The organism is Pseudomonas mendocina (assembly GCF_900636545.1).
Classification (GTDB): Bacteria; Pseudomonadota; Gammaproteobacteria; order Pseudomonadales; family Pseudomonadaceae; genus Aquipseudomonas; species Aquipseudomonas mendocina.
Map to the genome: position 1 here is coordinate 4858788 of NZ_LR134290.1, position 17798 is coordinate 4876585.

The 17798-nt window shown below is 64.8% G+C and carries 18 protein-coding genes; 7 read left to right on the forward strand and 11 right to left on the reverse strand.

Translation table 11 applies throughout. The features are described from left to right. Positions 1-300: 300 nt before the first annotated feature. Positions 301-585 (reverse strand): hypothetical protein, encoded by a 285-nt coding sequence (locus EL191_RS22785; protein WP_041980354.1) that lies wholly within the window; start codon positions 583-585, stop codon positions 301-303. Between the two features lie 175 nt (positions 586-760). Here EL191_RS22785 and EL191_RS22790 point away from each other — a divergent pair, with 175 nt between their 5' ends. Beyond that, positions 761-1390 (forward strand): class I SAM-dependent methyltransferase, encoded by a 630-nt coding sequence (locus tag EL191_RS22790; RefSeq protein ID WP_013717694.1) that lies wholly within the window; start codon positions 761-763, stop codon positions 1388-1390. Positions 1391-1415: 25 nt separating this feature from the next. Here the strand turns inward: EL191_RS22790 and EL191_RS22795 are convergent, their stop codons facing one another. From EL191_RS22795 to EL191_RS22820, 6 genes are all read right to left on the reverse strand, one after another. Further along, a complete protein-coding gene (locus EL191_RS22795) occupies positions 1416-1721 on the reverse strand; it encodes an NIPSNAP family protein (RefSeq protein WP_041980355.1) in 306 nt (101 codons plus the stop codon). Between the two features lie 272 nt (positions 1722-1993). Further along, positions 1994-3076, reverse strand: coding sequence for a DmpA family aminopeptidase (locus EL191_RS22800; protein WP_041980356.1), 1083 nt, complete (start codon positions 3074-3076; stop codon positions 1994-1996). Then, positions 3069-3929 (reverse strand): ABC transporter permease, encoded by an 861-nt coding sequence (locus tag EL191_RS22805; RefSeq protein ID WP_041980357.1) that lies wholly within the window; start codon positions 3927-3929, stop codon positions 3069-3071. Before EL191_RS22805 ends, EL191_RS22800 begins: the two co-directional genes overlap by 8 nt. Then, on the reverse strand, positions 3926-4807 hold the full coding sequence (locus EL191_RS22810; protein ID WP_041980358.1) for an ABC transporter permease: 882 nt from the start codon (positions 4805-4807) through the stop codon (positions 3926-3928). The genes EL191_RS22805 and EL191_RS22810 overlap by 4 nt, the downstream gene beginning before the upstream one ends. Continuing rightward, a complete protein-coding gene (locus EL191_RS22815; protein WP_041980359.1) occupies positions 4807-5913 on the reverse strand; it encodes an ABC transporter ATP-binding protein in 1107 nt (368 codons plus the stop codon). The genes EL191_RS22810 and EL191_RS22815 overlap by 1 nt, the downstream gene beginning before the upstream one ends. A 96-nt stretch (positions 5914-6009) precedes the next feature. Beyond that, the gene (locus tag EL191_RS22820) at positions 6010-7047 is read right to left on the reverse strand and encodes a polyamine ABC transporter substrate-binding protein (RefSeq protein ID WP_017360456.1); all 1038 of its coding nucleotides are present in this window, start codon (positions 7045-7047) and stop codon (positions 6010-6012) included. A 194-nt stretch (positions 7048-7241) separates the two neighbouring features. Between EL191_RS22820 and EL191_RS22825 the strand changes: the two genes are divergently transcribed. Next, positions 7242-8111 (forward strand): MurR/RpiR family transcriptional regulator, encoded by an 870-nt coding sequence (locus EL191_RS22825; RefSeq protein ID WP_231118646.1) that lies wholly within the window; start codon positions 7242-7244, stop codon positions 8109-8111. Here EL191_RS22825 and EL191_RS22830 read toward each other — a convergent pair. Together EL191_RS22830 and EL191_RS22835 are read right to left on the reverse strand one after the other, a co-directional pair. Continuing rightward, positions 8092-8739: a DUF998 domain-containing protein gene (locus EL191_RS22830; protein WP_041980360.1), complete on the reverse strand. Its 648-nt coding sequence runs from the start codon at positions 8737-8739 to the stop codon at positions 8092-8094. The genes EL191_RS22825 and EL191_RS22830 overlap by 20 nt on opposite strands. A gap of 29 nt (positions 8740-8768) precedes the next feature. Continuing rightward, positions 8769-9986 (reverse strand): MFS transporter, encoded by a 1218-nt coding sequence (locus EL191_RS22835; RefSeq protein ID WP_017360458.1) that lies wholly within the window; start codon positions 9984-9986, stop codon positions 8769-8771. Between the two features lie 104 nt (positions 9987-10090). Here EL191_RS22835 and EL191_RS22840 point away from each other — a divergent pair, with 104 nt between their 5' ends. After that, positions 10091-10864, forward strand: coding sequence for an AraC family transcriptional regulator (locus EL191_RS22840; protein WP_041980361.1), 774 nt, complete (start codon positions 10091-10093; stop codon positions 10862-10864). Positions 10865-11156: 292 nt separating this feature from the next. Here the strand turns inward: EL191_RS22840 and EL191_RS22845 are convergent, their stop codons facing one another. After that, a complete protein-coding gene (locus EL191_RS22845) occupies positions 11157-12068 on the reverse strand; it encodes a LysR family transcriptional regulator (protein ID WP_013717705.1) in 912 nt (303 codons plus the stop codon). A 102-nt stretch (positions 12069-12170) separates the two neighbouring features. Here EL191_RS22845 and EL191_RS22850 point away from each other — a divergent pair, with 102 nt between their 5' ends. Next, positions 12171-13097, forward strand: coding sequence for a DMT family transporter (locus EL191_RS22850; protein ID WP_041769614.1), 927 nt, complete (start codon positions 12171-12173; stop codon positions 13095-13097). A gap of 70 nt (positions 13098-13167) precedes the next feature. Here EL191_RS22850 and EL191_RS22855 read toward each other — a convergent pair whose 3' ends face one another. Beyond that, positions 13168-14775 carry a methyl-accepting chemotaxis protein gene (locus EL191_RS22855; RefSeq protein ID WP_041980362.1) on the reverse strand — a complete coding sequence of 536 codons (1608 nt, stop codon included), beginning with the start codon at positions 14773-14775 and terminating at the stop codon, positions 13168-13170. A gap of 249 nt (positions 14776-15024) precedes the next feature. Here EL191_RS22855 and modA point away from each other — a divergent pair, with 249 nt between their 5' ends. The 3 genes from modA to modC all read left to right on the forward strand — a co-directional run bounded on the left by modA (position 15025) and on the right by modC (position 17681). Then, positions 15025-15777 (forward strand): molybdate ABC transporter substrate-binding protein, encoded by a 753-nt coding sequence (modA, locus tag EL191_RS22860; RefSeq protein ID WP_017360462.1) that lies wholly within the window; start codon positions 15025-15027, stop codon positions 15775-15777. A gap of 99 nt (positions 15778-15876) precedes the next feature. Further along, a complete protein-coding gene (gene modB, locus EL191_RS22865) occupies positions 15877-16557 on the forward strand; it encodes a molybdate ABC transporter permease subunit (RefSeq protein WP_041980364.1) in 681 nt (226 codons plus the stop codon). After that, positions 16557-17681, forward strand: coding sequence for a molybdenum ABC transporter ATP-binding protein (gene modC, locus EL191_RS22870; RefSeq protein WP_041980365.1), 1125 nt, complete (start codon positions 16557-16559; stop codon positions 17679-17681). The genes modB and modC overlap by 1 nt, the downstream gene beginning before the upstream one ends. Positions 17682-17798: the final 117 nt, after the last annotated feature.

A 17798-nucleotide genomic window follows, 5' to 3' on the forward strand; every position in this document is an offset into this window, starting at 1 on the left:
CAGAAACCTCGAGGCATGACCGGCCAGTGCCGGTCGAGGTGAGCCGGCCAATCTACGTCAAGCCGCTACTGCGGGGCAAAGGCGTGAACAGCCTGTTGCGCGGATCGAACCCAAGAAAACCCGGAGCGTTCGTAGAAGTTAACCGTGGGTGATGACTGTATGAGCGCCGCCCCGGTGCGAGACGAATGCGCTCATAGCGCATTATCGAGTCGCATGATCCATTCGCCGTGGGGCGCGGCGCCTACAGTCATTGGCAGCGCGGGCGGATGCGGGAGGTCATCCTGCCCGCCGATATCCAGGCTAGACGAATGCCTGGTCGCCGAAACCGCGCGGCAGGCGCTGGCGGCCCGGCAAGGCTGTCAGGCGCGCTTCCCAGGAGGTGCGCCAGTCATTGACGGCACGCGCGGCCTTCTCACGGCGGGCGGCCCGGCGCGCGGCGTTACGGGCATTACGACGAGCTTCGGTGAAGACTTCGGTCTTGCGGCAATTGCGGCATTTGACCTTGCCCAGCTCGGTGGTGGAAGGCAGTTTTTCACCATGAGAGCCACAGGCAAGGTGGCCAGAGACTTTGTAGTGCGTAACCATCGCGTTATCTCCTTGATTGTGGGCGCCCGGCTGCATCCAGCCGATTTACACCCCTCAGGAAATGGGACTATCAAAGCGCAGCGCTGGTTCATTGGCGGCCATGTGGCATCACCCGTCTCGCTGGTCACCGGCCCCCGCTAGCGGGTTTAATGCCTACTTTTTCCGGAACATCGCCATGCCTCTGAACCCCGACGAACTTGCGCAGATCAGCGCCCTCACCCTGGCCCACTACCAGAGTAGCGCCGAGGATTTTCGTGAGGGCACGCGCGACCATGACGTGAGTCAGAACATCGCGGCCCTGCTGCGTCATATCGAGGGTGAAAAACCCTGGCGCATCCTCGACTTCGGCTGCGGCCCGGGGCGTGATCTGCGCACTTTCAGCGGCCTTGGCCATGAGGCCATCGGCCTGGATGGCTGCGCCGAATTCGTTGCCATGGCGCGTGCCGACAGCGGCTGCGAGGTCTGGCAGCAAAGTTTTCTAGAACTGGATCTACCGGCCGGCTACTTCGACGGCATCTTCGCCAACGCCAGCCTGTTCCATGTACCCGACCAGGAGCTGCCGCGCGTGCTCGGCCAGTTGCAGGCGGCGCTGAAACCGGGCGGCGTGCTGTTCAGCTCCAACCCGCGCGGCGAGAATCAGGAAGGCTGGAACGGCCCGCGCTACGGCAGCTATCACGACCTGGAACGCTGGCGCGCGCGGCTCACCGCGGCCGGCTTCGTCGAGCTGGAACACTACTACCGCCCCGCCGGCCTGCCACGCGACCAGCAGCCCTGGCTGGCCAGCGTGTGGCGACGAGTCGCTTAGCTCACCACCACAGGCATGCGTCGCCCTAGTCGAATACGGGCCGGAAAAAGCTGCGTTCGTAGCTGAGGATGCAGCGCGTCTCTTCGGCGTAGCGGAAGGCCGCCTGGCACTCGGCGTCGGCGAAGGAGTCCTGCCGATAGCGCTCGTATTCGGCCAGGCTGGGGAAGCTGAGCAGCGCCAGGGCCACGTCGTTGGCGCCCTCGGACGGCAGGAAGTAACCGTGGTGCGTGCCGCCGAAGCGTTCTACCAAGGGAATCCACAGCTTGGCGTAGTGCTCGAACTCCCTGAGCTTGTAGGGATCGACGATATAGCGCAGGTAGCAGGTGATCATGGGCGTCCTTCATTGCAGGTGGCTTCGATAAGCCCGCGATCTAAGCACGGCGCGGCAGGCAGCGCACCTGCTGCAACGGCAAGGCTGGCTGCGTGCAGCTTTTCTCCCCTCTCCCGCTTGCGGGAGAGGGGCGGGGGGGAGAGGGCCGTATACGGGCTTTTCGATCACGCGGTGCGCACGGCGCACCCTACCCGGTGACCAGCTTCACGTAGCCCGGATGAAATCCGGGGGAAAGGCGATACCGAGTCCCCGGATTGCATCCGGGCTACGCATCACGCCCCGACCACCAGTTCACGCAAACGCTCGCCATCGATGGCCCGGCACATCCCTTCGGGCTTCTGCATCGGCGAATCCTCGGCAGCCAGCATCGCGTTGAGCACGGCCTCGTCGGTGGCCTGCACGGCGGCCAGATAAAGCGCGTCGAAGCACTCGTCGTTGAGGTAGTCGAGGTTCAGCCGCGTTGGCGACAGCTGCGGCAAGGGCCGTGGGTTGGCCACGCTGAAGGCCAGGAAGATGTCGCCGGAGTTGTTGCCACCCGGCGTGCCGGCCAGGGCGATGCCGAGGCCGGCGCGCTGCGCCAGGCGCTTGAGCTGATGCGGCAGCAACGGCGCGTCGGTGGCAAGGATAACGATGATCGAGCCGCGCTCGCGCTCCAGCCCGGCCGGCAGTTCATCTTCCAACCGCTCGCCGACCGGCACGCCGCAAACCTTGAGCCAGGCGCGCTGGCCATGGTTGGCCTGCACCAGGGTGCCGAGGGTGTAGGTCTGGCCGTCGATCTCCACTAGGCGCGAAGCACTGCCGGTGCCGCCCTTGTAGCCGTAGCAGATCATGCCGTTGCCGCCGCCGACGTTGCCTTCGGCAATGGCGCCGCCCTTTGCCGCATCGAGCGCGGCCAGGGCATCGGCCTCGCTGACGTGCTGGCCGTTGATATCGTTGATCACCCCGTCGTAGGTCTCGGCCACCACCGGCATGGCCCACAGGTGCTCGCGCTGCCAGGAGTCGGTGTACTGCTGGATGGTCCAGCGCGCGGCGGCGTGGTGGACGATGCCGACACTGTGCGAGTTGGTGATGCACAGCGGGCCGACGAAGTAGCCGCCGTGCTCGATCCAATGCGTGCCGGTCATCTCGCCATTGCCGTTGAGCGCATGGAAGCCCGCCCATACCGGCTGCGGTTCGCTATCGCGGCCGCGCGGCAGGATGGCCGTGACGCCGGTCTGGATGCGCCGGCCGTTGGCGGCCACGCCATTGAGGGTGCGGTAGCCGACCAGCACGCCGGGCACGTCGGTGATGGCGTTGTACGGGCCGGGGGTGCCGGGCAGCGGCAGGCCGAGTTCGCGGGCGCGAGGTTTAGCCATGGGAGTCATCCTGGGAAGTGGCGGGCTTGCGGTTGCGCAGGTACAGGCCGAGGGCGGCGATCAGCAGCGAGGCGATCAGCAGCAGGGTGGCGATGGCGTTGATCTCCGGCTTGATGCCGCGGCGGATCATGCCGTAGATGAAAACCGGCAGCGTGGTGGAGTCCACACCGGCGATGAAGTAGGTGATCACCAGATCGTCCATCGAGATGATGAACGCCAGCAGCGCGCCACCGACCACGCCCGGCAGAATCTGCGGCAGGGTCACCCGGCGGAAGGTCGTCCAGGGCGAGGCGCCGAGATCGGCCGAGGCCTCCTCCAGACGCGTGTCCATGCCGGCCAGGCGCGCGCTGACGATCAGGAACACGTAGCTGATCAGAAAGGTGCAATGACCGATGATGATCGAGCCCTTGCCCAGCGGCATGCCGACGCCGACGAAGAAGATCAGCAGGGCGATGCCGAGCACGATGTCGGGCATCAGCATCGGCATGAACAGCAGCACCCGGTAGAACTTCTGCAAGCGGAAGCGATAGCGCGCAATCGCCAGCGCGGTGAGCGTGCCGATCACGGTGGAGATCGCCGTGGTGGTCAGCGCCACCACCAGGCTGGTGCGCAACGCTGCCAGCAACTGGTCGGTGGATTCGACGTACAGCGCGTTCTCGCTGAGGCTGGTGGACAGGCCGAACAGCGAGCGATACCAGTCCAGGCTGAAGCCGTCCCAGATCATCATGTTGATCGGGTTGCTATTGAACGAGTAGGCGACGATCAGGCCGATCGGCAGGTACAGGAAGACGAAGAAGGCCAGGCTGTAGCCGCCCAGCAGACGGCGCCCTAGGTTGGCGAGCATGGCGTTCATCGGCTGGCCTCCTGTGCGCTGTTGCGCCCCTGCGCCAGCACGTAGAGCACCAGGCACACCAGCACCGCAGCCATCAGCAGCATCGCCAGGGCGGCGCCGAACGGCCAGTTGCGCGCGGCGAGGAACTGCTGCTCGACCAGGCTGCCGATCATCAGCACGCGCGCGCCGCCGAGCAGCGACGGCACGATGAAGTTACCCAGACTGGGGATGAAGACGATGATCGAGCCGGCGGCGATGCCCGGCAGGGTCAGCGGGAAGATCACCTTCCAGAAACTCTGCCAGCGGCTCGCGCCGAGGTCGGCCGAGGCTTCCAGCAGGCGTTTGTCGAGCTTCTCGACGCTGGCGTAGACGGGCATGAACATGAACGGGATGAAGATGTAGGTCATGCCGATCAGCACCGCCGTCTCGGTGTAGATCAGCTCCACCGGGTTGTAGAAGCCCAGCGCCGCCAGCGCGGTGTTGATCACGCCGCTGGGACGCAGGATCAACAGCCAGGCGTAGAGGCGTACGATCAGGCTGGTGAAGAACGGCAGGGTGATCAGGAACAGGCAGAAGTTGCGCATCCGCTCAGGCTGGCGCGCCACCCAGAAGGCCGCCGGGTAGCACAGCGCCAGGGTCGCCAGCACGGTCAGCGCGGCCAGCTTGAACGAGCGCAGGATGATTTCCAGATAGACCGGATCGAATTCCTCGTTGACGCCATCGGCCCAGCCCAGCACGCGGCCGAAGTTGTCCGGGTAGAAGCTCCATTCCACGCCGCCGTAGAGCCCCGGCTCGAGCAGGCTGTACACCGCCATGATGGTCAGCGGGGCGAGGAAGAACACACCGATGATCAGCGTCACCGGGGTCAGCAGACCAACCAGGCGCAGGCGCTCGCGCATCAGGCACCTCCGGGGATCAGGTGCGCGGCCTGAAGGCCGTACCAGAGCTGCACATTGCCGCCGATGCGCAGGCGTTGCGGCGCGGCGTCACGCAGCACCGCCTTGACCAGGCGACCGTGGCTGGTGCGCAGCAGCAATTCGAAGTCCTTGCCGATGAACAGCAGTTGTTCCAGGCGCCCTTCCAGCGCGGCGAAGCCCTCGCCGGGGCACTGCAGATGGAACTGCTCGGGGCGCAGCATGAGCTGGGCGTACTGGCCGACGCGCAGGTCGGGGTGGCGTGCCTGCAGCAGGTCGCCCTGGCTGTCGAGCAGGTAGGCGATGCCGTCGTTGACCGAGCCGACGTGCACGTCGAACAAGTTGCTCTCACCGATGAAACCGGCGACGAAGGCGTTGGCCGGGCGGTGGTAGATCTCCGCCGGGGCGCCGATCTGCTGGATATGTCCGCCATTGAGCACGACGATACGGTCGCTCATGGTCAGCGCTTCTTCCTGGTCGTGGGTGACGAAGACGAAGGCGATGCCCAGCTCGTGCTGCAGGTTCTTCAGCTCGCGCTGCATGGCCTGGCGCAACTGGCGGTCGAGGGCCGACAGCGGCTCGTCGAGCAACAGCAACGCCGGGCGGTCGACGATGGCACGGGCCAGCGCCACGCGCTGCTGCTGACCACCGGAGAGCTGACCGGGCTTGCGCCGCTCCATGCCGGCCAGGCCGACCATTTCCAGTGCTTCGCCAACACGCTGGCGCTTCTCGGCCTTGGCCACGCCGCGCACATCCAGCGCATAGCCGACGTTGTCGCCGATGCTCATGTGCGGGAACAGCGCGTAGCTCTGGAACACCGTGTGCACCGGACGACGGTGCGGCGGTACCAGATTCATCGGCTGGCCCTGGATCAGCAGCTCGCCGCCATCGAGTTGCTCGAAGCCGCTGATGGTTCGCAGCAGCGTGGTCTTGCCGCAGCCGGACGGCCCCAGCAGGGTGACGAATTCATTGCTGCCGACAGCCAGGTCGAGGCCATCGAGGGCACGCACCAGGTGACCTTCCGGCGCACGGTAGTGCTTCACCGCGCCCCGGATCTCGACCACCGGCGCGGTTTTGGTGAAAGCGGTCATGGAGGACTCCACTCAATATCGGAGCAATCGCGGCTAAAGCCCCTCCCACGGGAGTATGCAATCTGTGGGAGGGGCTTCAGCCGCGACCTGGCGGGCTCAGTTGGCGGTACGCACCCGCGTCCACACCCGGTCGTACTGCTTCAGGCCCTTGCCCAGATCCTGGAAGATCTGCAGCTTGGCCATCACCTCGGCCGGTGGGTTGACCTGCGGGTTGTCACGCAGCTCGGCCGGTAGCAGTTTCAGCGCTTCCTTGTTCGGCGTGCCGTTCATCTGCTGCGCGGTGTTCAGCGCGGCGATCTCCGGCTGCAGGAAGAAGCTCATGAAGCGCTTGGCGTTGGCCTTGTTCGGCGCGCTCTTGAGGACGCACATGTCCTCCTGGTACATGGTCGCGCCTTCCTTGGGGATAACGTAGGCGAGGTTCTGCGGATCCTGCTTCACATACATCATGGCGCCGACGAAATAGTGCGAGGCGGCGGCGTCGCCGGATTGCACCATCGGCACGCTGTCGTAGGTGAAGGCAGAGATCAGCGGCTTGCGCTCGATCAGCCAGTCGGCAGCCTGCTTGAGCTCGGCCGGATCGGTGCTGTTGACCGACTTGCCGTCCTTGATCAGGCCGACACCGAGGGTTTCGCGCATGTCGTCGAGCATGATCACCTTCTTGCCGGCCTTGGCCTCGGCGAAGAAGTCGTCCCAGCTCTCGATCGGCTTGGAGACCTTGTTCTTGTTGTAGAAGATGCCCACCGTGCCCCAGGCGTAGGGCATGCAGTATTCGCCCTTGGGGTCGGATTTCGAGCGCAGGAAAGCCGGATCGATGTTGGCGAAGGCGGCATCCTGATTGATGTCGGTCTTCTCCAGCAGGCCGAGGGCGGCCATGGTGTCGTGCATGTGCACCGAGGGGAAGACGATGTCGTAGCCTTTGGCGCCGGCCTGCAGCTTGGCCAGCATCTCTTCGTTGCTGCCGTAGGTGTCGAGCGACACCTTGATGCCGGTCTCGGCGGTGAAGCGGGTCAGCACCTCGGGGTTGATGTAGTCGCCCCAGTTGTACAGGCGCAGTTCTTCGGCGGCCTGGGCGGCGCCGGTGACGAGGCCGCTGCCAAGCGCGACGCACAGGGCGAGATGACGCAGTATGGGCATGTTCCTGTTCTCCACTGTTGTGGCCGCGCAGGGCGCGACATTTGCTTGTTGCGGCAGGAAGCGCGAGCGTCGACGGCGAGGTGGAAAGACTTCTGCTGGCTCTCTCACCCAAACAGCGGCCAATCGACAGCTCTTTGCGTTACAGCTGCAGAGTAGAATATATTTCTTCCAAAGATCAATACTCTGACATTTAAATGTCAGAACGTTTTGGCATGGCAGGGGAATCGGACATGCTCGATGGCAAGATGCAACACCTGGAAGGCAAGCTGACGCCGGCCGAGCGCACCCTGTGGGTCTACATCCAGGCCAACCTGGAAACCCTCGCCTTCGAGAACGGCGCCAGCCTGGCGGCCAAGAGCGGGGTCAGCCCCAATACGGTCAGCCGCTTTCTGCGCCGGCTCGGCTACAAGGGCCTGAAAAGCCTGAAGGACGAGTTGCGCGACGAAGTGCGCGTGCAATCGCTGCTCAACCCAGCGCTGATCGAGCGCGTCGAGCAGCCGGAAGACCTGGTGGCCCACCTTAACGAGGAAATCGAAGCCCTGCGTGCCTTCGCCGAATTGCTCGGCAGCCAGCACTGGCGCGACATCGTGGCGCGCGTGGGCGATGCCGAGCGCGTTTTCGTCTGCGGCTTCCAGACCATTCGCGGGCTGGCCGAGGACTTCGCCAACCGCCTGGCCCTGGTGCGCTCCGGAGTGGAGTTCCTAGACCTCTACAGCGGCGTGCTCGGCCAGTGGCTGGACAGCCACAACCAGCGCTGCTGCGTGATCCTGATCGACATCGCGCCCTACGCCGATGCCGGCATCGCCTTCGCCAACAACTGCCTGAAGCAGAACACCGACCTGGTGGTGTTCACCGACGAATACGGCATCGCCAAACATATCGACACGCCACATATCGTCACTATGAAGACCAAGACCGGGCTGATCCTCGAATCCACCGGCGGCCTGACCAGCGCTTTGAACGTGCTGCTGCACTGCGTCGCCAGCGACCACAAGGATCAGCTCAAGGAACGCCTCGGCGCCTACCGGGCGCGGGTGGAGAGCCTCAAGCTGTATCGCACCTGAAAGAGCCGGCCCGATCTCGCGCCAGCATCAGCGCCAGGCCTGCAACCCAGAGCACCGAGATACCGTAGTTGATGCGCTGGTACAGGCCGAACCAATGCCCGGCCTCAACGGCCTGGGCCATCAGCACCACAGTGGCCACGGCCAGTACGGTGCAGGCGAGGGAGAACAGGCCGAAGCCGCGCGACCCCAGCAGGCGCTTGCTCAAAAATCCCCAGAGCAGACTGGCCAGGGTCAGCGAGAGGAACATCACCAGGCCGGCCAGGTTGTGCATCTGCTGCGAGAAGGATGGCTGTGCCGGCGCGCAACCCTGGTCGCAAGCGAAGTAGCCAGTGGCGAAGCTGGCCAGCCCATGGACGAGAATCAGCACAGCACTGAACGACGCCAGCCGCGAGCCGCGCACCTGACGCATGACCCCAACAGCGAAGAGCACGAAGAACAGGCCCAACGGCAGGTTGTTGACCCAGGCGGAGAAGCCCTGGGTGGGCGAACCCTGCGCCCCCAACTGGCTCATGGCCTGGTCCAGGTGGCTGTAACCGGGATAGGCCAAGGCAGTCAGCAACACCCCGAAGAACAACCAGAACGGTATCAATACCCCCAGACCAAGCAGCATCCGATCGATGTCTTTCATTCGTCCCTGTTCCTTTTGCTTGCGAGTGATTAACGTGCCTTCAGCGACGGCAACAGCGCGGTGAGAATGCCCAGCAGCGGCAGGAAGGAGCAGATCAGGAACACCTCCTCGATGCCGTGAATGTCCGCCAGGTAACCGAGCAGCGCGCCGCCGATGCCGCCAAAGCCGAACATCAGACCGAAGAACAGCCCGGCGATCATGCCGACGTTGCCCGGCATCAGTTCCTGGGCGAAGACCACGATGGCGGAGAACGCCGAGGCGAGGATGAAACCGATCACCATGCTCAGCACGCCCGTCCAGAACAGGCCGACGTGCGGCAGCAGCAGGGAGAACGGTGCCACGCCGAGGATGGAAAACCAGATCACCTGCTTGCGCCCGATGCGGTCGCCGATCGGCCCGCCGAAGAAGGTGCCGGCCGCCACCGCGCCGAGGAACAGGAACAGGTAGAGCTGCGAGCTGGCCACCGACAGGTCGAACTTCTCGATCAGGAAGAAGGTGAAGTAGCTGGTGAAGCTGGCCATGTAGAAGTACTTGGAGAACACCAGCAGCGCCAGGATCAGCAGGGCGAACTTCACCCGCCCGGCTGACAGCCCGTGAGTGGCCACGCCGCCCTGCTTGAGCTTGAACAGCGTCAGGTGGTGGCGATACCAGCGGCTCAGGCCGTACAGCACGACAATGGCGAAGGCGGCGAACAGGCCGAACCAGGCGACGTTGCCTTGGCCGTAGGGAATGATGATCGCCGCCGCCAGCAGCGGGCCGAAGGCGGTGCCGGCATTGCCGCCGACCTGGAAGGTGGACTGCGCCAGGCCATAGCGACCACCCGAGGCCAGACGGGCGATGCGCGACGCCTCGGGGTGGAAGGTCGAGGAGCCGATGCCCACAAGCGCCGAAGCCAGGAGGATCGCCGGGAAGCTGCCAACGAAGGCCAGCATGAGTATGCCGACCAGGGTGCACAGCGAGCCAGCCGGCAACAGCCAGGGCTTGGGATTGCGGTCCGTGTGGTAGCCCACCCAGGGCTGCAGCAGCGAGGCGGTGAGCTGGAAGGTCAGGGTGATCAGACCGATCTGGGCGAAGCTCAGGCCGTAGTTGAGCTTGAGCATCGGGTAGATGGCAGGCAGCACCGCCTGGATCAGGTCGTTGATCAGGTGCGCCAGGGCGCAGGCGCCGATCACGCGCATCACCAGAGTATTGGCCTGGCTGACGGGCGAGGCGCCGGCCAGGGAGGTAGCGGCGGGACTGCTGGACATGCTTGAAGCTTCCGGGCGAGAGGAGAAACGGCGCTATGCTAGGCTCCGCCCGATCGCCTGTCTCACGAAGACATGGCAAGGACCCTCGCAAAAAAGGCATATCAATGCGCTTGCCCGAAAAACTGCTGGCCGATATCGACGCATCGCCCTGGCTGGTCAGCAGCAGCGCCACCGATTACCCGCTCAATGCCGTCATCGAGCCGCACTCGCACCGCAACAAGCACCAGCTGATCTACGCCATTTCCGGGGTGATGGTGGTGACCTCGGCGATGAATCAGTGGACGGTGCCGCCGAGCCGCGGCATCTGGATGCCCTGCGGCCAGGTGCATGCGATCCGCTGCATCGGCAGCGTGCGCATGCGCAGCGTTTTCGTGCGCCCCGACAGCCTGCCGGACATGCCAAACGAATGTCGCGCCGTGGCCATCTCGCCATTGCTGGGCGAGCTGATTCGCGCAGCCGTGAACATCACCCCGCCCTACGCCGAGGACTCGCGCGAAGCGCGGGTGATGCGCCTGATCCTCGATGAGCTGCGCATCCTGCCGACCCTGCCGCTGCACCTGCCGCAGCCGACCGACCCGCGCATCCAGGCGATCTGTTCCCGGCTGCAGGACCACCCCGGCGACGCGTCCACGCTGGCCGACTGGAGCATCCGCCTGGGCCTCGACGAAAAGACCATCCAGCGCCTGTTCCAGAAAGGTGCCGGCATGACCTTCGGCCAATGGCGTCAGCAGGCGCGCCTGCTGCTGGCGCTGGAGCGCATCGCCCTGGGTGAGAAGATCATCGATATCGCCGGGGAGCTGGGCTACGACAGCCCCAGCGCCTTCACCACCATGTTCAAGAAACAGTTCGGCCTAACGCCCAGCCAGTTCTTCAAATGATGCGCGGTGTAAATGCTGGTGCAGGGCTGTCGCGGCTAAAGCCCCTCCCACACGGTACATATCAGCACCGGAGCGCAGCAGCTCAAGCCTCGCACCGTAGGAGGCGCTTTAGCGGCGAGCTTTTGTGCGTCTGCAACTGCATGGATGCAGGAAGTAGCGTGAAACGGAATGCCAGAGCCGAAAGCCACTCCTACATTGCACGTCTCAATACCGGAAGACAGCCGCTCAAGCCACGCACCGTGGGGGCGCTTCAGCGGCGAGCGCTTCTATCGCGGCTGAAGCCGCTCCTGCGTCACGCACTCTGGTCGTCGCCGGATGACCGCTCGGGCGAGAGATAGCTGACCAGTTGCCGCGCATGGGACGACAGCGCCTCCCAACTGCGCACGCACAGGCGCAATTCGCGGGTGGCCCAGACATCCTCCAGCATCACCACCGCCACTGGCAGTTCCTGGGCAAAACGGGTCGCAGCCACCTCGGGCAGCATGGATACGCCGACGCCCTGTGCCACCAGTTGGGCGATGGCGTCGAAGCTTGGTGCACGCACCCGAACCTTCAAAGGCAGCGCGTTGCGCACCGCCATGTACTCGATGAAGCGCTGCATCGCGCGCTCGGCAGGCAGGCAGACGAAGGGGAAGTTGAACGCAGCGCGTAGTGAGGCAGGGCGTTGCGCGATCAGCGCATGTCCATGCGGTACCAGCAGCACCAGCCGATCATTGCGAAACGGCAAAGACAGCAGGCCAGCGGTGGGCAGATTGCCGTCGTACACGCCGATATCGATGCTGCCGTCCCCGACCGCATGCAGCACATCCTTGCTGTTGTACTCGGCCAGTTGCAGATCCACCTCCGGATAATCGGCCAGGAATGGCCCGAGCGCCGCCGGCAGGAAGGTGCTGTTGGCCACGGTGGAAGCCGCCAGGCGCAGGGTGATGCGCCGCTCGCCCTTGAGTTCCTGCAGGGTATCGCTGAGCTGGCGGGCCTCCTTCAGCACGCCTTGGCAAGCCTCCAGCACCAGGCGCCCGACCGGAGTCAGGCTCATGCCGTCACTGCTGCGCACGAACAGAGTCAGCCCGCAGCGCTCCTCGAACAGGCGCAGGCGGGTGCTGGCGGCCGACACCGCGACGGGAAAGGTCGCCGCTGCCTTGCTCAGGCTACCGGTGGCGGCAATCGCCGCGATCAGGCGCAGGTCGGGCAGGTCGAAATGCATGGTGCCTTCTCCAAATCAGAAAGCTGTCTTCGTGAAATTGCGATTCTAGCGATATAGCTTTCCGCTCAGAATAACTGCTCATTCCCTGCCATAGCCTTGCTCATGAACGCTTTGACCGCCTCGTACCGCCGCAGCCTGGACAACGGCGTGCTGTTCGCCGTGCTCTCGGCCACCGGTTTCAGCCTGAAAGCCATCTTCGTCAAACTCAGCTATGCCGCCGCACCGGTGGACGCCGTCACCGTGCTGAGCCTGCGCATGGGTCTGGCGCTGCCGCTGTTCGCCTGGCTGCTGTGGCTGAGCCGTGGCACCGGGCAAGCGCGCTTGTCGGCCAAGGACTGGGCGCACGTCCTGTTGCTGGGGATGTTTGGTTACTACCTGTCGAGCCTGTTCGACTTCTATGGCCTGCAGTACATCAGCGCCGGGCTGGAACGGCTGATCCTGTTCACCTACCCGACGCTGGTGCTGCTGTTGCAGATGCTGGCGATGGGCGAGCGACCCGGGCCGCGCACCTTCCTGGCCCTGGGGTTGTGCTACCTGGGGCTGGGCATCGCGCTGGTGCATGACATCCGCGTCGAGGGCGACAGCGAACAGATCCTGTTGGGTGCGGCCTGGGTATTCGCCAGCGCGGTGACCTATGCCCTGTATTACCTGGGCACCGGCGTGGTGATTCGCCGGGTCGGCTCGATGCGCCTGGCGGGGCTGGCCGGCGGCGCCTCGGCGATCATGGTGCTGGTGCACTACGGCCTCACCCGTGACCCCACGCAGTTGCTCAATCTGCCGGCCGAGGTATGGCTGCACGGCTCACTGATGGCGCTGCTGTCGACGGTGTTGCCGATCTACTGGATGGCGCTGGCCGTGCAGCGCATGGGCGCCAGCCATGCCGCCCTGTTCGGCAATCTGGGCCCGGTGCTGACGCTGTTCGCCGCCTGGGCACTGCTTGGCGAAGCCATCACCCTGTACCAGATCGCCGGCCTGGCGCTGGTGCTGCTGGGCGTCTCGCGTCTGTCGGGCAAGCGCAAGAGCGCCTAGGTCCCTGCTCGGCTGGAGCGCGCGGAACCGGGCGAGAGACGTGCGGTAGCATTCACATGCGCCACGTGGCTCAGACCTGGAACTGCATGACGGCGTTGCGCATACCCTGCGCGACCCGCTCCAGCTCCTCCGCCGAGCGCGCCAGCTCATTCACCGCCTGGGCGTTTTGCTGCGCCATCTGCGCGATCTGTTCGACACGCTGCGCGACCTCGTTGCTGGCCTCGCTCTGCTCGCCGATGGTGTGGGAAATCTCACCCACCACCTGGGCGGCACGTTGTGCGCCGTCACGAATCTCATTGATCGAATCACCAGCCTGGTGCGCCAGACTGACGCCGTCGTTCACCCGCGTCACGCCAGCCTGCATGCTGTCCACCGCCAGGTTGGTGTTGCTGCGAATGCGCCCGATCATGTCAGTGATTTCCTGGGTCGACTGCGCGGTTCGAGCCGCCAGGTTGCGTACCTCGTCGGCGACCACGGCGAAACCACGACCCGCCTCGCCCGCCCGCGCAGCCTCGATGGCGGCATTGAGGGCGAGCAGATTGGTCTGTTCGGCGATGCTCTTGATGACCTGAATGATCGAGTGGATGTCCTCGGAGGAGCGCCCCAATTCGGTGATCGTCTCGGACGACGAGGACACCGCCTCGGCGATGCGGTTCATGCCCTCGACAACGCCGAGTATGACCTGACCGCCACTGTCCGCCAGTTGCCCGGAATGGGCGGAAATGCCCTTGGCGTCGTGAGCATGCGAAGACACCTGGGCGATGTTGCGGATCATCTGCTCCATGACCGCGGCCATGCTGGTGGCGCTCTCGGCCTGCTGGGTGGAGTCCTGCAGGATGCCCTGGGCAGTGCCATTCACGGTACGCGCCGTATGCTGAAGCTGGTCACTGTGCTGGGTGATGGTGCTGATCATGCGGCCGAGGTTGGCCTGCATCTCGGCCAGCGCCTGCAGCAACTGTCCTGCTTCGTCCTGGCGACTCACATCAATACGACCGCGCAGGTTGCCATTGGCGATGGCGCGTGCGGTGTCGATGGATTGCTGCAGCGGGCCCAGCACACGGCGCATCAGGCTCCAGGTGATCAGGCCGAGCAGCAGGCTGACCAGGACGATACCGGTCACCAGGAAGATCGAGGCCTGGTGCACGGCCGTCTGGCCACTCTGGCGGGCAGCGCTCACCTGCCCTTCGATCAGGCTGCTGAGCGCTTCGTTCCGGGCTTCGAGCTCGCTGAAACGCTGGGAGAATGCGGGCATGCCCGCCTTGGCGGCCTGGGCATCAAGCAGGGCTGCCGCGGTGATCTGCTCGGCTTCGCTGATATAGGCATTGAGCGCCGGTTGCGACTGGGCAATGGCCTGCTGGATATCAGCCGGGAGCGGCAACTGGGCATTGGCTGCCAGGGTGCGCTTGAACCACTCGGCATGCTCGCGCAGGTCCGTGCGCACCTGCTCGGCAGCGGCCTGATCGCCGGGTTCGACGTTGAAAGCGGCCAGCACGTCGGCGCGTAGCGCGTCGTGCATCATGTCCCCTTCCAGGTGGTTACGCAGCGCCTCGACGCTCAGCTCGTTCTGCGCCAGCGCGTCACTGAGTTGGGTCTGCCCCCAAAAGCCCACGGCACCGAGCGCCGCAGCAGCGGTGACGCTCAAGACGCCGCTGGCGATCATCGTCTGACGAATATTCATGCATTGATATCTGGCTGTAGCGAAGCGGAGAACTAAGTCTAGTCCAGCTCCTGGCTATGCAAGGCCCGCGCAGGCTCTGTTCCAGCATCAGGGAGGAACTACGCTCGCAGCCGGAACTGCACACAGATTGGTGATTGCTGAAGCAGGAAAACCGGACGAGCTACTGGACCGCTCGCATAACGCTATATACAAAAAAATATAGCGCAGTAGGATAGCGGCTCCGCATGCCACTCAATGAGCAAGACGCCCATGATCAACCCCCTCAAGCACAGCCTGCTCGCCCTTGGCCTGGTGTTCGCCAGCGGCGCCATCGCCGACGAAGTGAAGGTCGCGGTAGCCGCCAACTTCACCGCGCCGATCCAGGCCCTCGCGCCTGAATTCGAGAAGGCCACCGGGCACAAGCTGGTGGCTTCCTTCGGCGCCACCGGGCAGTTCTATGCGCAAATCCAGAACGGCGCGCCGTTCGATGTGCTGCTCAGCGCCGACGACACGACACCGGCCAAGCTGGAGAGCGAAGGCGCGACCGCGCCAGGCTCGCGCTTTACCTATGCCATCGGCAGCCTGGTGCTGTGGTCGGCGGACGCCAACTACCTCGACGGCACGGACGCCGCGCTGAAAGCCGGCCAGTTCAAGCATCTGGCAATCGCCAACCCGAAGGCCGCGCCCTATGGCCTGGCCGCGACCCAGGTGCTGGACAAGCTGAGTCTGGGCGAGGCGGTGAAAGCCAAGCTGGTCGAGGGCCAGAACATCACCCAGACGCACCAGTTCGTCTCCACCGGTAACGCCGAACTGGGCTTCGTCGCGTTGTCGCAGGTGTACAAGGACGGCAAGCTCAGCAGCGGTTCGGCCTGGATCGTGCCGGAGGCCCTGTATGATCCGATCAGGCAGGATGCGGTGATTCTCAAGCCGGGCGCGAACAATCCAGCCGCGACAGCACTTGTCGAGTACCTGAAAGGTCCGGAAGCCGCCAAGGTGATCGAGTCGTTCGGCTATAAACTGTAATCCCTGTAGCCCGGATGAAATCCGGGGCCATCTGCCTGAGCAGGCCCCGGATTGCATCCGGGCTACGTTTGTCCAGACGCCAGTTGCCGGAACCCGCCCATGCCGCTGTCGAAGAACGACCTCGATGCCATCCTGCTGACACTGGAGCTGGCCTCGCTGACCACCGTGCTGCTGCTGATCATCGGCACGCCCATCGCGCTGTGGCTGACCCGCACCGACTCCTGGCTCAAACGTCCGGTCGGCGCCGTGGTGGCGCTGCCGCTGGTGCTACCGCCGACGGTGATCGGTTTCTACCTGCTGGTCAGCATGGGCCCCAACGGCTTCTTCGGCCAGCTAACGCAGAGCCTCGGCCTGGGCACCTTCACCTTCAGCTTCACTGGCCTGGTGATCGGTTCGATCTTCTATTCCCTGCCCTTCGTCGTGCAGCCGCTGCAGAACGCCTTCGAGGCCATCGGCCGCGGCCCGCTGGAAGCCGCCGCAACCTTGCGCGCCAACCCCTGGGATACGTTCTTCAGCGTCGTACTGCCGCTAGCGCGCCCGGGTTTCGTTACCGCCGCGATCCTGGCCTTCGCCCACACGGTCGGTGAGTTCGGCGTGGTGCTGATGATCGGCGGCAATATCCCCGGCAAGACCCAGGTGGTGTCGGTGCAGATCTACAACCATGTGGAAACCATGAACTACGCCCAGGCGCACTGGCTGGCCGGCGGAATGGTGGCCTTCTCCTTCATCGTCCTGCTGGCGCTGTATGGCGGACGCAGCGGCAAGCTGAGGGCCTGGTGATGTTTGGATTTGGCAAAACCACGCCTCTGCCCGTGACGAATGACGGTCGTATTCGCGCGCGCTTTCTGGTGCAGCACGCGGGCTTTCGTCTGGATGTAGACCTCGACCTGCCGGCGCGAGGCGTCAGCGCACTGTTCGGCCATTCCGGCTCCGGCAAGACCAGTTGCCTGCGCTGCTTCGCCGGGCTGGATCGTCCACAGCAAGGTTACCTGCAAGTGGCTGGCGAACTCTGGCAGGACAGCGAGCGCGGCTTCTTCCTCCCCGCCCACCGGCGCGCCATCGGCTACGTGTTTCAGAACGCCAACCTGTTCCCGCATCTGAGCGTGCGCAAGAACCTGGAATACGGTCAGCGGCGCATCCCTGCATCGCAACGCAAGGTGGCACTGGATCAGGCGCTTCAACTGCTGGGCATCGGTCACCTGCTCGAGCGCATGCCCTCGGCGCTGTCCGGCGGTGAACGCCAGCGCGTCGGCATCGCCCGCGCGCTGGTCACCAGCCCGCGCCTGCTGCTGATGGACGAGCCGCTGGCCTCGCTCGATCTCAAACGCAAGCAGGAGGTGCTGCCCTATCTGCAGCGGCTGCACGAGGAGCTGGACATCCCCGTGCTCTACGTCAGCCATGCGCCGGACGAAGTGGCGCGCCTGGCCGATCATCTGGTGCTGCTCGACGAAGGCCTGGTCCGCGCCAGCGGCCCGCTCAAGGAAACCCTGCTGCGCGCCGACCTACCCTTCGCCAGCGATGACGATGCCGAAGCGGTGATCGACGGCGAGGTTTGCGGCCATGATGCTGCCTATGGCCTGTTGCAACTACGCCTGCCCGGCAGCGAAGCCTGCCTGCGCCTGCCCCACGCGGCGTTGCCCAACGGCCATCCGGTGCGGGTGAAGATCAAGGCGCGTGACGTCAGCCTCGGCCTGCAACGCGCCGAGGGCAGCAGCCTGCTCAACCTGCTGCCGGCGACGGTGGAAAGCTGGCAGGCGCTCGATGCGCAGATGCTGTTGACCCTGCGTCTGGGCGAACAGCGCCTGCTGGCGCGGATCACCCGTTACTCCTTTGATCAGTTGGGCATTCACGCCGGCCAGGCACTCTGGGCGCAAGTCAAGTCAGTGTCGCTGCTGGCGCCGTAGTCTGTGCCCCGCGACGCCCCGGAACGTAAGACCGTGCGAACGCGAGATTCCCGGTGCGCTACAGGTCGGTGAGCACCGTAGGGTGCGCCGCGCGCACCGGTCTTACGCACAGGTCAT